The following is a 14,377-nucleotide window of genomic DNA, read 5'->3' as shown; positions in this document are numbered from 1 at the left end:
GGCGTCAGCGCTAGCACCGCTCCGACCTCCCATAACTGCGGGTCCGGCATCGGCCGGGCCCGCAGTGTCTTTTTCTGATGCCCTGTCATGAACCACTGATCCACAACTCTTGACGGGCGAGGTTCGGCGTTCTCAATATGTCTCCCATAGCGCAACCAGTCGTGCACTACGCAACAACTGCGAGGTCTGGGAATGCCATACGAGGTCCGCGCTGTCGTCGCGATGAAGAAGGACGCCCCGGCCGAGGTGCAGACGGTCCTGGTACCGGACCCCGGCCCGGGCGAGGTCCTCGTCTCCATCCAGGCATGCGGTGTCTGCCACACCGATCTGCACTACCGGGAAGGCGCCGTCGGCGACGACTTCCCGTTCCTCCTCGGCCACGAGGCCGCGGGCGTCGTCGAACAGACGGGCCCCGGCGTCACCGATCTGCGCCCCGGCGACTTCGTCGTGCTCGCCTGGCGCGCACCGTGCGGAAGCTGCCGCTCCTGCCGCAAGGGGCGGCCCTGGTACTGCTTCGACTCGCGCAACGCCCGGCAGCCGATGACGCTGCTGGACGGCACCCCGCTCAGCCCGGCGCTCGGCATCGGCGCTTTCGCCGAAAAGACGCTGGTCGCCGCGGGGCAGGCCGTCAAGGTCGACCCGGCAGCGCGGCCCGAGGCAGCCGGACTCATCGGCTGCGGGGTGATGGCCGGCTGGGGCGCCGCCGTGCACACCGGGGGCGTCTCCTACGGGGACACCGTCGCCGTCATCGGCTGCGGTGGTGTCGGCAACGCGGCCATCGCGGCGGCCTCGCTGGCCGGGGCCCGCCGGATCATCGCCGTCGACATCGACGACAACAAGCTGGATGTGGCCACCCAGTTCGGAGCCACGCACAGCGTCAACTCGCGCGGCACCGACCCCGTCGAGGCCGTCCGCGAGCTGACCGGCGGCCACGGTGCGGACGTCGTCATCGAGGCGGTCGGCCGCCCGGAGACCTATCTGCAGGGCTTCGCGATGCGGGACCTGGCGGGCGTGCTCGTCCAGGCCGGCGTCCCGGCTCCGGATGTGACGATCGAGCTTCCGTTCCAGGAGCTGTTCTCGCGGGGCGGCGCCCTCAAGTCGTCCTGGTACGGGGACTGCCTGCCCAGCAGGGACTTCCCGGTCCTGATCGACCTCTATCTCAGCGGCAAGCTCGACCTGGGCGCCTTCGTCACCGAGACGATCGCGCTGGACGAGGTCGAGGTCGCCTTCGAGCGGATGCAGCGCGGCAAGGTGCTGCGATCGGTGGTGGTCCTGTGAACAACACTCCTGACCCGGCTGTGCACTCCCCCACTCCGGAAGAAGCCCGGCCGCGCGACGAGCGCGTCGTCATCGTCGGCGCCGGAATCGTGGGCTGCTCGCTGGCCGACGAGCTGACGGCGCGCGGCTGGACCGACGTCACCGTCCTCGAACAGGGCCCGCTGGCGGCTCCCGGCGGTTCCACTTCCCACGCGCCCGGCCTCGTCTTCCGTACCAGCCCCTCCAGGGCACTCACGCAGTACGCGCGCTACACCGTGGAGAAGTTCAGCTCCTTGCGCAATGCGGGGCGGCCGTGCTTCCTGCCGGTGGGCGGTCTCGAGGTGGCCACGACCGAGGCCCGCCTGCTGGATCTGCACCGCAAGGCCGGGCTCGCCGCCTCTTGGGGCGTGGAAGGCGAACTCGTCTCTCCCGCGCGGTGCGCCGAGCTCTTCCCGATGCTCGACCCGGACACCGTGCTCGGCGGCTTCCACACCCCCGGCGACGGGCTGGCCCGCGCCATCGACGCCTGTCTGGCCCAGATCGAGCGTGCCTCGCAGCGCGGGGCCCGCTTCCTGGACCGGCACACCGTCACCGGCATCGAACGCGAGGGCGGCAGGGTTACCGGTGTCGTCACCGACCGGGGCACCTTCCCGGCCGACCACGTGGTCTCCGCCGCCGGATTCTGGGGGCCGGTCATCGGCGCCATGGCCGGGGTGGACGTACCGCTGCTGCCGCTCGCCCACCAGTACGCCAGGACGGCGCCGCTGCCTCAGCTGGCGGGCGCCGGGGCCGGTGGTGACGAGGCGGTCCGGCCCATCCTGCGCCACCAGGACCACGACCTCTACTACCGCGAACACCTCGACCCGACGGGCGGCCCCGGCCGGATCGGCATCGGTACCTACGCACACCGTCCGCTGCCCGTCGACCCGCACACGATCCTGCCCTACGACGAAGCCCCCAAGATGCCGTCGTCGCTGCCCTTCACGGCGGAGGACTTCGCACCCAGCTGGGACGAGACCGGACGGCTGCTGCCCGCGCTGGGCGACTCCCAGGTGGAGGAGGGCTTCAACGGCGTCTTCTCCTTCACCCCCGACGGGATGCCGCTGCTGGGCGAGTCCAACACGGTGCGCGGCTTCTGGCTGGCCGAAGCCGTCTGGGTCACGCACTCGGCCGGCGCCGCGCGGGCCGTCGCCGAGCTGATGACGGACGGCCGCACCACGGTCGACGTCCACGAGTGCGATCCGCACCGCTTCGAGAAGGCCCAGCGCTCCCCCGCGTATGTGCGCGAGCGGGGCGAACGCAGCTTCGTCGAGGTGTACGACGTGATCCACCCGCTCCAGCCGCCCGGCCCGGGCCGGCCCCTGCGCACCAGCCCCTTCTACCCCCGGCAGCAGGAACTGGGCGCCTACTTCCTGGAGTCGGGCGGCTGGGAGCGGCCCCACTGGTACGAGGCGAACGCGCCGCTGGTGGCCGGGCTCGGCCTCGAGCTGCCGGAGCGCGACAGCTGGTCGGCCCAGCACTGGTCGCCGATCGCCGCTGCCGAGGCCAAGCTGACCCGCGAGAAGGTCGCGCTGTACGACATGACGCCGCTGCGGCGGCTGGAGGTCACCGGGCCCGGCTCACTCGCCTTCCTCCAGCGGATGACCAGCAACAACCTCAAGAAGCGCACCGGCTCGGTCACCTACACGCTGCTGCTCGACGAGAACGGCGGCATACGCAGCGACCTGACCGCCGCCCGGCTGGGCCCGGACCGCTGGCAGCTCGGCGCCAACAGCCCGGCCGACCTGGAGTGGCTGCTCAGCCACGCTCCCGAGGACGTACAGGTCCGGGACATCACCTCCGGCACCTGCTGCATCGGGGTGTGGGGCCCGCTGGCCCGGGAGCTGGTGCAGCCGCTCACCCCCGCGGACTTCTCGCACGAGGCGTTCGGCTACTTCAAGGCACGTCAGACCTATGTGGGCCACGTTCCGGTGACCGCGCTGCGGGTCAGTTACGTCGGCGAGCTGGGCTGGGAGCTGTACACGGATGCCGACGTGGGACTGCGGCTGTGGGACACCCTGTGGGAGGCCGGACAGCGGCTCGGCGTCATCGCCGCGGGCCGCAGCGCCTTCAACAGCCTCCGGCTGGAGAAGGGGTACCGCGCCTGGGGCGCCGACATGACCACCGAGCACACCCCCGAGGAGGCCGGCGTGGGCTTCGCCGTCCGTCCCGCGAAGGGCGACTTCGTCGGGCGGGACGCGCTGGCCGAACGCGGCGACCCCACCCGGAAGCTGGTGTGCCTCACCCTCGACGACCCCGCCGCGGTCGTCATGGGCAGCGAGCCCGTGCAGGTCGACGGGGTCGTCGCCGGATATGTGACCAGCGCTTCGTACGGCTACAGCGTGGGGCGGTGCGTCGCCTACGCGTGGGTGCCGGCCGACGCTGCCGTGCCGGGTACCTCGGTCGCCGTCGAGTACTTCGGCGAAAAGGTGGCGGCAACGGTCGCCGCGGAGCCGCTGTTCGACCCCGAGATGGCCCGTATCCGCCGCTGACCCCCGAGGAGGCCCGCAGTGTCGCAATCCCGCGATGTCATCGTCATCGGTCTCGGCGGTATGGGCAGTGCCGCTGCCTGTCACCTGGCAGCCCGCGGCCACCGGGTCCTCGGGCTGGAGCGCTTCGGCCCGGCCCACAACCGCGGCTCCAGTCACGGCGGTTCCCGCATCATCCGCCAGTCCTACTTCGAGGACCCCGCCTACGTCCCCCTCCTCCTCCGCTCCTACGAACTGTTCGCCAAGCTGGAACGCGACACCGGCCGTACCCTCGCCACCCTGTGCGGCGGCGTGATGATGGGCCGCCCGGACAGCCGCACCGTCTCCGGCAGCCTGCACTCGGCCCGGCAGTGGGGCCTCCCCCATGAGCTGCTGGACGCGGCGGAGGTACGGCGCCGCTTCCCGACCCTCACACCGGCGGACGACGAGGTGGCCCTCTACGAGGAGCACGCCGGTTTCGTCCGCCCCGAGGCGACCGTCACCGCCCATGTGCAGCTTGCCCAGCGGGCCGGTGCCGAGCTGCGGTTCGAGGAGCCGGTGACCCGCTGGGAGGTGCTGCCGGGCGGCAGAGGCGTACGGGTGCACACGGCGGACGACGTCTACACCGCCGGGCATCTGGTGGTATGCCCCGGCGCGTGGGCACCGCGCCTGCTCGCCGATCTCGGCGTCGGCTTCGCCATCGAGCGGCAGGTCATGTACTGGTTCCACCCCCAGGGTGGCACCGCCCCGTTCGCGCCGGAGCAGCATCCCGTCTATGTGTGGGAGGACTCAGACGGCGTGCAGATCTACGGGTTCCCGGCGATCGAGGGGCCGGACGGAGGGGCGAAGGTCGCTTTCTTCCGCAAGGGCTCGCTGTGCGACCCGGAGACCGTCGACCGCACGGTGTCCGAGGCGGAGGCCGAGGCGATGGCGGCGCAGTTGCGGCCCCGTATCCCCGATCTGCCGGGGCGGCTGCGCAAGGCCGTCACCTGTATGTACACCACCACCCCCGACGAGCACTTCGTGCTGGCCCGGCACCCGGAGCACCCGGACGCGGTGACCGTGGCCTGCGGATTCTCCGGGCACGGCTTCAAGTTCGTACCCGTCGTCGGGGAGATCGTCGCCGACCTGGCGCTCACCGGCACCACCGAGCACCCGATCGCTCTGTTCGACCCGCTCAGGGAGCCCCTGAGGGCTCCGCACCGCCAGTTCGCCACTCCCGAGGGAGAAACCACGACATGACGACCGTTGTCGGCAGCCTGCTGGCGACCCTGCCAGGAGACCGCTACACCGATCCGGAGAACTTCCGGCGCGAGCAGGAGCGCATCTTCGAGACCGAGTGGTTCTGCGCGGTCCGCTCGGCAGACCTGGACAAGCCCGGTGCCTACCGCACTGTTCAAGTGGGCCGGGAAAGCGTGCTGATCACCCGCAACCGGCGCGGCGAGCTGCGGGCCTTCCTCAACGTGTGCCGGCACCGCGGCGCCCGGCTGTGCACCCAGCAGGCGGGCGAGGTACGGCGCAGCCTGCAGTGCCCGTACCACGCGTGGACCTACGACCTGGACGGCAAGCTGACCGCGGCCCCCAATCTGACCCGGATGCCGGATGTGGACCGTACCGAGTACGGGCTGCACACGGTGCAGCTGCGCGAGTGGCTGGGCTATGCGTGGGTGTGCCTGGCCGCCGAGCCGCCCTCGTTCGAGGACTCGGTGATGGGGGATGTCGTCGACCGGCTGGGCGGCACCGATGTGATCGGGCACTACGCGATCGAGTCGCTGGCACTCGGCCGACGGCACACCTACGACGTGGCGGCCAACTGGAAGCTCATCATCGAGAACTTCATGGAGTGCTACCACTGCGCCACCATTCACCCCGAACTCACCGAAGTGCTCCCGGAGTTCGCCGACGGATTCGCCGCACAGTACTACGTGGGACACGGTCCCGAGTTCGCCGCCGAGGCCGAAGGCTTCACGGTGGACGGCAGCGCCGGCTTCGAGCGGCTTCCCGGCGTCCCGGACACGCACGACCGCCGCTACTACGCCATCACCATCCGGCCGCAGGTGTTCGTGAACCTGGTGCCCGACCATGTGATCGTCCACCGGATGTTCCCGATGGCCGAGGACCGCACGGTGATCGAGTGCGACTGGCTTTACGCACCGGAGGTGATCGCCTCCGGCGCCGATGTCTCACACTCGGTGGAACTGTTCCACCGGGTCAACGTCCAGGACTTCGACGCCTGCGAACGCACCCAGCCCGCGATGGCCTCCCGCGCCTACCGGAACGGCGGGGTCCTGGTCCCCAGCGAACACCACATCGGTGAGTTCCACACCTGGGTCACCGACCGGCTGACCGACCCGGGCTGAGCGCCCACGCGGCGGCGTGATGGGGTGGGGCGTATGGACAGTACGCCCCACCCCTCCCCCGCTGCCCGGGCGCTCGCGGCGGCGCGGCTCGTCGTCTTCGACTGTGACGGGGTGCTGGTCGACACGGAGCGGATCGGACCCGAGGTGATCGCCGCGATGGCGACGGCGGCGGGATGGCCGCTGACCCCGGCCGACGTGCTGGAGAAGTTTCTGGGCACCCCTGAGCCGTATCTGCTGGCGCAGGTGCGGGCGCACGCCACGGTGCCCGTGGACGACAGCTGGCTCGTGGAGTACCGCTCCCGGGTCGCCGCCGCCTTCGACGCGGCTCCGCACACGATGCCGGGCGTCCCTGCGCTGCTGGACGCGCTGGATACGCGTGCCCTCCCGTACTGCGTCGCCAGCAGCGGCAGCCACCCGCGCATCCGCCACTCGCTGACGGCAACCGGCCTGTGGGAGCGCTTCACGGGCCGCGTCTTCAGCGCGGACGACGTACGCGAGGGCAAGCCGGCACCCGATCTGTTCCTGCACGCGGCAGCCGCCTGCGGGATACCACCCGCGGAGTGCCTGGTGATCGAGGACAGCCCGGCAGGCATTCGTGCAGCGCGCGCCGCCGGCATGCCGGTGCTCGGCTACACGGGCGGCCCCACCCCGGCGGCCTGGCTCGCGGATGCGACAGCGGGCACTCTGGAGGACCTTCGCGACCTGCTGGCGGAACCCATCCAGGAGAGTCGCTCCTGAGCGGGGCGCGCCTCAGTTGAAGGCGCCCGCGCGGGCCGCTCGGGAGGCCACCTCCGCCAACCGGTGCGCGAGGGAGGGGTCGACCGGCTGCTGGGTGACGAGCAGCCGGTAGTAGACCGGTGCGCTCACCGCCTCGATGACCTCCAGCGGGTTCGTCCTCCCGGGCACCTCTCCGCGGGCGATGGCACGCTCCACGATGCCGGCCACCTGCCGGGTCCGTGCCGCGAAAAAGTCGCGCATCACCTGGGTGCTGTCGGGGTGTTCACCGACCGCGGCGACCATGCGGGTGAGCAGGTTGCGGTTCCGTGTGGAGGTGTAGAGGGTCAGGACGCCCTCGGCCAGCAGCCGGAGATCCTCCTCCAGGCTGCCGGTGTCCGGGACCGCGATGTCCTGGGCCACGTACTCGAAGAGGTCCATCACCACCCCCTGCACCGAGCCCCAGCGGCGGCGGATCGTCGTGGCGTGCACCCCCGCGCGAGCCGACAGCTTCTCCACGCTGAGCCCCCCGTACTCCCCCCTTCCCAGTTCCTCAAGTGCTGCCTCCAGCACTGCTGCCCGCGTCCGGGCCGTCCGGCCGCCGGGCCGTACCGATCCGTGAGCCGGCCGTTGCTGCACAAATCCACCCCGCACGCTTCCTCTGGTCCACCAGACCTGCCGCGGTCCCACGGCCTGGCCCGGACGCTGCCGTTCCGCGGCACCGCGGGAGCCAGTGTCCCGCACTCGGCGAGTCAGCTGTGTGCTAGCGTCCACAGCCATTAACGCACTATTCCACGCGTTAAGTTCGCAGCCACGCCGCGCTGTCCCCTGCCCCCCTGTTCATGAATGAGACTCACCGATGCGTACCAAGCTCACGCTCGCCCTCGTTGCGGCGCTCGTCTCCCCTCAGCGTCGTCACCGGCTGCGGCCCGGACTCGGAAAGCGACGCGGAGACCTCCGCCAAAGGGCCGGCGGGAGACCCGTCGAAGCGTGAGAAGGACGGTGCGGCGAAGCCTGCGACCGGGCTGCCGCGCGTCGGGTCCCTCAAGGAGGTGGAGACCTTCATGGGAAAGACCCAACTGCCGTGCTACGGAATGAGCACCGACCAGATGGACGACCGGCTCCCCGCCGACGGCTTCGTCGACGACGTCTCCGAGAGTGCTCCGCCTTCCGAACAGCAGGAGGCAGCAGCCTGGAGCATCAAGGAGGAGGGCGTCTGCGGCGAGGACTGGACCAACAGCTACATGGTCTACCTCACCAAGAACATGAAGGCCTTCCAGCAGCGCTACAAGGAGTACGTCCTGGACAACGACAGGTCGGGCGGCAGCAGTTCGCTCACCTCAGGACGCTTCCTGGTCGGGGACAACTTCGCCGTCGACCCCGCCGCGAAGATCAGGGACAGCGGACTGCTCTCCACGAAGCTGCTCCTGCTGAACTGCGACCCGGAGCTGAAGGTCCCCAGCGGCTACACCAAGCGGCCCGCCCTCGTCGAAGGCTGCGTCCTGACCAACTACGTCGCCACCTGACCCTCACACCACACCGACCCGGCAGGAGGAAGGACGCGGCGCCGGACCACCAGGTCATGACGTTCCCCAGCTCGTCGCCTGTCCGACGACCGGCTTCGCTGTGGCGTACGTGGCCGGCCCGGCGCTGTGGACGTACGCGAGTCGGCAACGGCTGCTGTCAATGGCGGACATGGCCGAACGCCGCTTCCGCTCCTGGCCGGTGGGGATATTGGTGGCGGTCACGGCGACCGTTTTCATCGTTCCCTACGCACAGGTGCAGATCCGGGGATGCTGGTGGGGCTCGGGGGCGACCGCCCGTTCCCGGAGCAGAAATCGGTGAACCCCAGGAGGAGCAAGCGTGGACGTGACCAGGTTCGAGGTTCCCGGACTGACGCAGCCCGTCGAGATCCTGGTGGACCGCTGGGGCGTTCCGCATCTGTACGCCGCCTCGCGGGCCGACCTGTTCCTCGCGCAGGGCTTCAACGCGGCCCGCGAGCGGCTCTTCCAGCTCGACCTGTGGCGGCGGCGGGGGCTGGGGCTGCTGGCCGAGGTGTTCGGCGAGAGCTACGTCGAGCATGACCGGGCGGCCCGGCTGTTCCTGTACCGCGGCGACATGGCCGAGGAGTGGGCGGCGTACGGGCCGGGGACGGAGGAGATGGCACGCTCCTTCGTCGCGGGGATCAACGCGTATGTCGCGGCAGTGCGCGGAGCCGACTCCCTCCCGCCCGAGTTCGCGGCCCTCGACTATGCACCGTCCTACTGGCACCACGACGATCTGGCCCGCATCCGCACACACGGCCTCTTTTACAACCTCCGCGAAGAGGTGGCCCGGGTCCGTACGCTCCGCGACTTCGGCCCCGAGGTGGAGGAACTGCGCAAGGTCCGCGAGCCGGAGGGCCACGAGCTCCGCGTTCCCGAGGGCCTGGATCCGGACGTCATCCCGGACGACGTGCTCCGCGTCTACGATCTGGCCACCACCCCGCCCTGGGCCACCGACACCCCGCCCCGCCAGGGTCTGGACGGCAGCAACAACTGGGTGCTGGCGCCCTCCCGCACCGCCACCGGGCGACCGCTGCTGGCCAACGATCCGCACCGGGCCGTCACCCTCCCCTCGCTCCGCTACCTCGCCCATCTGTCCGCACCCGGGCTGGATGTGATCGGTGCAGGCGAACCGGCCCTGCCGGGGATCTCCATAGGGCACAACGGCCACATCGCGTTCGGCCTGACGATCTTCCCGATCGATCAGGAGGACCTGTACGTCTACCGGACCCGTTCCGACGACCCGCGCTCCTACGCGTACCGGGACGGCTGGGAGCGGATGACGTGCGTCACCGAACAGATCCCGGTCCGGGACGCGGAGCCGGTGCCCGCCCGGATGTGGTTCACCCGGCACGGCCCCGTCATCCGGGAACACCCCGAGAAGCAGGCCGCCTTCGCGGTGCGCGCCGCGTGGCTGGGGCCCGGGATGGCGCCGTATCTGGGCAGCGCGAGCTATATGGGCGCCGAGAGCCCGGACGCGTTCACTGCGGCAATGCGGCGCTGGGGCGCACCGGGCGAGAACCAGGTGTACGCGGCACCCGACGGGACGATCGGCTGGCGCCCGGCCGGGCGCGTCCCGCGGCGGCGCGGCTGGGACGGCACGCTGCCGGTGCCGGGCGACGGGCGCTTCGAGTGGGACGGCTTCCTGGCAGCGGACGAGCTGCCCAGCGAACGCGACCCGGCCCAGGGCTGGTTCGCCACCGCCAACCAGCTCAATCTGCCGCCTGACTATCCGCACGCCGAGCGGCCCGTCACCCACGACTGGTACGCGCCCTTCCGCTACCAGCGGTGCGCCGAGGCCCTCGCGGCACGGGACGACTGGAGCACCGAGGACTGCGTACGGCTGCAGACCGACTACGTCAGTCTGCCCGCGCGTCAGGTCCTGCCGCTGCTCGCGGAGCTGGAGAGCGCCGACCCCCGGGTACGGACGGGGCTGAGACTGCTCCGCGGCTGGGACGGCACGCTGCGCGCCGACTCGGCCGCGGCAGCGCTGTTCGAGGTGTGGTTCCGCCACCATCTGCGGCCCGCGCTGCTGCGGCGGGCGCTGCGTGGACTGGTGCCGGCGGCGCGGCTGGAGGAGGCGCTGGCGCGGGTGCAGCCCGTGGAGAGCGACTCGGGCGATCCGCGGGTGGAGTTGCGGCTGCTGGCCGCGCCCGATCCGGACGGCACACGCGGGCAGCTGCTGTCGGCGAGCCTCGGGGAGGCGGTGACGGCGGTCGCCGGGCTGCTGGGTGAGGACCCGGCCGGCTGGTCCTGGGGCGCCCTGCACCGCGCCGAGCTGCGCCACCCGGTGGCCCAACTGCTGGCCCACCAGGGGGTGACGGAGGCTCCCGGCTGGTGCGGCCTCGGTCCGCTCCCGCGCGGCGGCAGCGGCGACACGGTGGGCGCCGCTGCGTATCTGCCGGACTTCCGGCAGAACGGCGGGGCGAGCTTCCGGATGGTGGTGGACGTCGGCGCGTGGGACAACTCCCTCGCCATGAACTCCCCCGGCCAGTCCGGCGATCCCCGCTCCCCGCACTACGGGGATCTGTTCGCCGCGTGGGCCGCGGACGGCGCCTTCCCTCTCGTCTACTCCCGCTCTCGCGTCGAGGAGGAGACGACGCAGCGGCTTCTCCTCCACCCCGGTGCCGGGTAGGGCTGCCCCTGCCTGATGCTCGCGGGCTGCGGGTGCGTTTGTGGCTGAGCGCGCAGTTCCCCGCGCCCCTTACGGGGCGCGTCTACCTGCTGTGCTTGGGCAGTCTGCGCCAGGGGCGCAGGGTGGGCAAGCGCAGCCCTCTATGCCGGGGATCACTCCTTCGCGGAGCCGGTCAGCATGCCCTGGATGAAACGGCGCTGCAGCAGCAGATAGACCAGGACGACGGGCAGCGCGATCAGCGTCGCGGAGGCGGCCAACAGGGCCGTATCCGAAGCGTGCTGCCCCTGGAAGAAGGCGAGGCCGAGCGGGACCGTACGGTGCGCCTCGTCGCTCACCATGACCAGCGCCATCAGAAACTCGTTCCAGGTCCACATGAAGACGATGACGGTCAGCGTGGAGAATGCAGGCCGCCCCATCGGCACCAGGATGCGGGTGAGCGTCGACCAGGGGGTGGCCCCGTCGAGGCGGGCCGCCTCCAGCAGGGAGCGCGGGGTGTTGCGGAAGTACGTCCGCATCCAGAAGACGCCGAAGGCGAGGGACTGGGCGGTCTGCGGCAGGATCAGGCCCCAGTAGGTGTTGGTGAGGCCCCAGTGCCGCAGGTCGAAGTAGAGCGGGACGATCACCGCTTCCTGCGGCAGGGTGAGCCCCGTCACGAACAGGTAGAACACCCAGTTGGAGCCGGGGAAGCGCATGGTGCCGAAGGCGTAGGCCGCCAGCGTGGCCAGCACCGTGGTGGCGGCCACCACCGCGACGGCCACCAGTACGGAACTGAGCAGATAGCTGCCGAAGTGGCCGCGGGTCCAGGCGTCTGCGAAGTTGTGCCAGTTGAGGCCGTCCGGCAGGGCGAAGCCGGTGTCCAGCGAGTCCTGGCCGGCCAGCGCGGTGGAGAGGATTCCGGCGACGGGGGTCAGGGCGATCAGCGCGAACAGGCCGAGGATGCCGTAGGTGACGCCGCGTTCGGTACGGGAAGTGTTCATCGGCTCCGGCCCTCCACGAGCCTGGTGACCACGATGGTCAGCGTGAAGATCACGGCGGTGAGGGCGATGCCCATGGCCGACGCCGAGCCGACCTCGCCGCTCTCGAAGGCGCGGCGGTAGACCTCGTACGCCGGCACGGAGGTGGCATTGCCCGGGCCGCCGCTGGTGGTGATGTAGATCAGGTCGAAGTTGCGCAGCGCCGCGACCATGGTCAGCGTGAGCGCGACGGCGACCTCGGCCCGCAGCCCCGGCAGGGTGACGGTGAAGAACTCCCGTACCGGGCCCGCGCCGTCGATGCGGGCCGCCTCGTACAGCTCGCGCGGGATGCGCTGGGCTCCGGCGAGGAACAGCACCAGACACAACCCCGTCTCCACCCAGGTGCCGACTGCGCCCACGGCGGGCAGCGCCCAGGTGTCGTCGCCGAGCCAGGACCGGGCCAGGCCGCCGAGGCCCAGGGCACCGAGAATGTCGTTCAGCAGCCCGTCGGGAGCCAGCACCGCGCGCCAGGCGACGCCGACCACGACCATGGCCAGCACCTGTGGCAGGAACAGCACGGTGCGGAAGAAGGTCATACCGCGGATGCGGAAGCGGGTCAGCGCCGCGGTGAGCAACAGCCCGATCGACACGGGCAGTACGGCATAGAACAGCAGCAGCACCGCGGCGTGCGCGAACGGGGCGCGCAGCTCGGGGTCGGTGAGCAGGTCCCGGTAGTTGTCGAGACCTGCCCAGCTCGCGCGGGTCAGCCCGTCCCAGTGCAGCAGCGACAGCCAGGCGGTCTGGCCGAGCGGCCACAACAGGAACACCCCGAACACGGCGAGCGCGGGCAGGACGTACAGATAGCCCACCGCCCTGGGCTCGCCGGGTGCCTGCCGCCGGTAGCGGGCGGCGACACGGCGCAGCACGGCGGGTCTCTCCTGGGTCCCCGTGCTCATTTCTCGTCCTCGCCGTCAGCACGCTGCTGGGCGCGGAAGTCCGCGTATTCCTTCTGCATCCGCCCGGCGAATCCGTCGGGGCTGAGTTTGCCGCTGAGGACGCCTTGGAGGTCGGCGGAGAGGGTGTCGTAGAAGGTGGGCGTGGTGTAGTCGAGGTAGGGCACCAGCCCGTCGGCGGCGTTCAGCTTTCCCCAGCCGGCGAACATCTGGCCGCTCGCGGTGTCCGGGTCGAGCTTCTCGGCGGCCTTGCCGGGCACGACGGGCAGCACGCCCTCCTCGGTCATCACCTTCGAGGCGTGTGCGTTCGTGAGGAAGTCGAGGTAGGCGGCGGCGACTTCGGGGTGGTCGGACTTGGAGGTGATGGACCAGGGCAGGCCCTCCCCGCCGGTGGTGACCGGCTGCTGCCCGGCGGCCGGGGGCGGTGGCATGAAGCCGAGGTCCTCGCCCATGGGCTTGCGCAGGTCGGCGAGCTGCCAGGTGCCGGTGATCAGGAAGGCGCCCTTGCCGTCGGCGAACTGCTTGGCGGCGTCGTCGTAGCCCTTGCCGTTGGCGCCCTTGGGGAAGTAGCCCTTCTCTGCCCAGTCGGCGAGGGTGCGGGCCGCGTTGCGGGTGGCGTCGGTGTCGAAGCCCCCGCCACGGCCGAAGACCGTCTCGCGGACCGGCTCGGCGCTGCCCGCCGCCTGGCCCTGGAGCACGCCGAAGGTGTGGATGGCGGGGTACTTGTCGAGGTTGCCGAACTGCACCGGCAGCTCACCGTCCCGCTTCAGCTTCGGCAGCGCGCCGGTGAGGTCCTGCCAGGTCTTCGGCGGCTCGACGCCCACCTTCCGCAGCACCTTCTTGTTGTAGTAGACGCCGATGTACTCGCCTTCCTGGGAGATCCCGTACAGCTGGCCGGTGCCGAACCGCTTGCCGTCGGGCGAGACCCGGTTGAGGTTGAGCAGGGTCTGCGGGAAGCGGGTGTTCCAGCTGTAGAGGCCGGCGTAGCTGTCCAGCGGGGCGAGCATCCCGGCGCGGGCGAAGGCCACCATGTCGGAGTAGCCCTGGTTGGCCTGGACGACGTCGGGCGGATTGTCGCCGCTCAGGGCAAGCTTGAGGGTCTTCTTCAGGTCGTTGAAGCTGCGTGCCACGCGCTTGATGGTGACGTTGGGGTACTTCTTCTCGAACTCCTTGTTGAGGCGCTCGATCTCGGCGTTCGACCCGCCGCGTACCTGCTGGTCCCACACCGTGAGGGTGACCTTGCCGGCCTTGCCCGGGTCGGGTATGGCGGTGGCTGCCGCGCCGCCGGAGCCTGCGGCGCCGGAACCGTCCGTCCCCGGCACGCAGGCGGCGGCCAGCAGCAGGGCGCCGAGCGCGGTGATGGAGCGGCGCAGTCGCCCCCTCCTGTGGTGCTGGTGCGCGTTCATCGTTGTACCCCCTCCTTGATGCTTCGCCTGCTGGGTTGGGGCTGTCCC

The 14,377-nt window shown here is 70.9% G+C and carries 11 protein-coding genes; 7 read left to right on the top strand and 4 right to left on the bottom strand.

The features are described 5' to 3' along the window. Positions 1–192 precede the first annotated feature (192 nt). From ACTWP9_RS05420 to ACTWP9_RS05400, 5 genes are read left to right on the top strand one after another with little or no spacing between them, the layout of a single operon-like run. Positions 193–1,278: an S-(hydroxymethyl)mycothiol dehydrogenase gene (locus ACTWP9_RS05420; RefSeq protein WP_443244798.1), complete on the top strand. Its 1,086-nt coding sequence runs from the start codon at positions 193–195 to the stop codon at positions 1,276–1,278. Further along, positions 1,275–3,788 carry a GcvT family protein gene (locus tag ACTWP9_RS05415; RefSeq protein WP_443244797.1) on the top strand — a complete coding sequence of 838 codons (2,514 nt, stop codon included), beginning with the start codon at positions 1,275–1,277 and terminating at the stop codon, positions 3,786–3,788. The genes ACTWP9_RS05420 and ACTWP9_RS05415 overlap by 4 nt, the downstream gene beginning before the upstream one ends. Positions 3,789–3,806: 18 nt before the next feature. After that, complete coding sequence (gene solA, locus ACTWP9_RS05410) at positions 3,807–5,006, top strand: N-methyl-L-tryptophan oxidase (RefSeq protein WP_443244796.1); 1,200 nt, start codon at positions 3,807–3,809, stop codon at positions 5,004–5,006. Beyond that, complete coding sequence (locus ACTWP9_RS05405) at positions 5,003–6,124, top strand: aromatic ring-hydroxylating oxygenase subunit alpha (RefSeq protein ID WP_443244795.1); 1,122 nt, start codon at positions 5,003–5,005, stop codon at positions 6,122–6,124. Before solA ends, ACTWP9_RS05405 begins: the two co-directional genes overlap by 4 nt. A 33-nt stretch (positions 6,125–6,157) precedes the next feature. Further along, positions 6,158–6,862 (top strand): HAD family hydrolase, encoded by a 705-nt coding sequence (locus tag ACTWP9_RS05400; RefSeq protein WP_443244794.1) that lies wholly within the window; start codon positions 6,158–6,160, stop codon positions 6,860–6,862. Positions 6,863–6,874: 12 nt separating this feature from the next. Here the strand turns inward: ACTWP9_RS05400 and ACTWP9_RS05395 are convergent, their stop codons facing one another. After that, positions 6,875–7,357, bottom strand: coding sequence for a TetR-like C-terminal domain-containing protein (locus ACTWP9_RS05395; protein WP_443244793.1), 483 nt, complete (start codon positions 7,355–7,357; stop codon positions 6,875–6,877). A 368-nt stretch (positions 7,358–7,725) separates the two neighbouring features. Between ACTWP9_RS05395 and ACTWP9_RS05390 the strand changes: the two genes are divergently transcribed. Beyond that, positions 7,726–8,364: a hypothetical protein gene (locus ACTWP9_RS05390; protein ID WP_443244792.1), complete on the top strand. Its 639-nt coding sequence runs from the start codon at positions 7,726–7,728 to the stop codon at positions 8,362–8,364. A gap of 337 nt (positions 8,365–8,701) precedes the next feature. After that, complete coding sequence (locus ACTWP9_RS05385) at positions 8,702–11,017, top strand: penicillin acylase family protein (protein WP_443244791.1); 2,316 nt, start codon at positions 8,702–8,704, stop codon at positions 11,015–11,017. A 152-nt stretch (positions 11,018–11,169) separates the two neighbouring features. On the opposite strand, the gene ACTWP9_RS05380 is transcribed toward ACTWP9_RS05385, so the two are convergent. Genes ACTWP9_RS05380 through ACTWP9_RS05370 form a run of 3 tightly spaced genes read right to left on the bottom strand, consistent with a single transcriptional unit; the run spans position 11,170 to position 14,329 of the window. Continuing rightward, a complete protein-coding gene (locus ACTWP9_RS05380) occupies positions 11,170–11,994 on the bottom strand; it encodes a carbohydrate ABC transporter permease (protein ID WP_443244790.1) in 825 nt (274 codons plus the stop codon). Then, positions 11,991–12,926 (bottom strand): carbohydrate ABC transporter permease, encoded by a 936-nt coding sequence (locus ACTWP9_RS05375; RefSeq protein ID WP_443244789.1) that lies wholly within the window; start codon positions 12,924–12,926, stop codon positions 11,991–11,993. Before ACTWP9_RS05375 ends, ACTWP9_RS05380 begins: the two co-directional genes overlap by 4 nt. Beyond that, positions 12,923–14,329: an ABC transporter substrate-binding protein gene (locus tag ACTWP9_RS05370; protein WP_443244788.1), complete on the bottom strand. Its 1,407-nt coding sequence runs from the start codon at positions 14,327–14,329 to the stop codon at positions 12,923–12,925. Before ACTWP9_RS05370 ends, ACTWP9_RS05375 begins: the two co-directional genes overlap by 4 nt. Between the last annotated feature and the right edge of the window lie 48 nt (positions 14,330–14,377).

The sequence above is a fragment of the Streptomyces sp. 3N207 genome (genome assembly GCF_052246355.1).
Taxonomy (GTDB): Bacteria; Actinomycetota; Actinomycetes; order Streptomycetales; family Streptomycetaceae; genus Streptomyces.
This window is presented reverse-complemented; position numbering and strand designations above follow the sequence as displayed.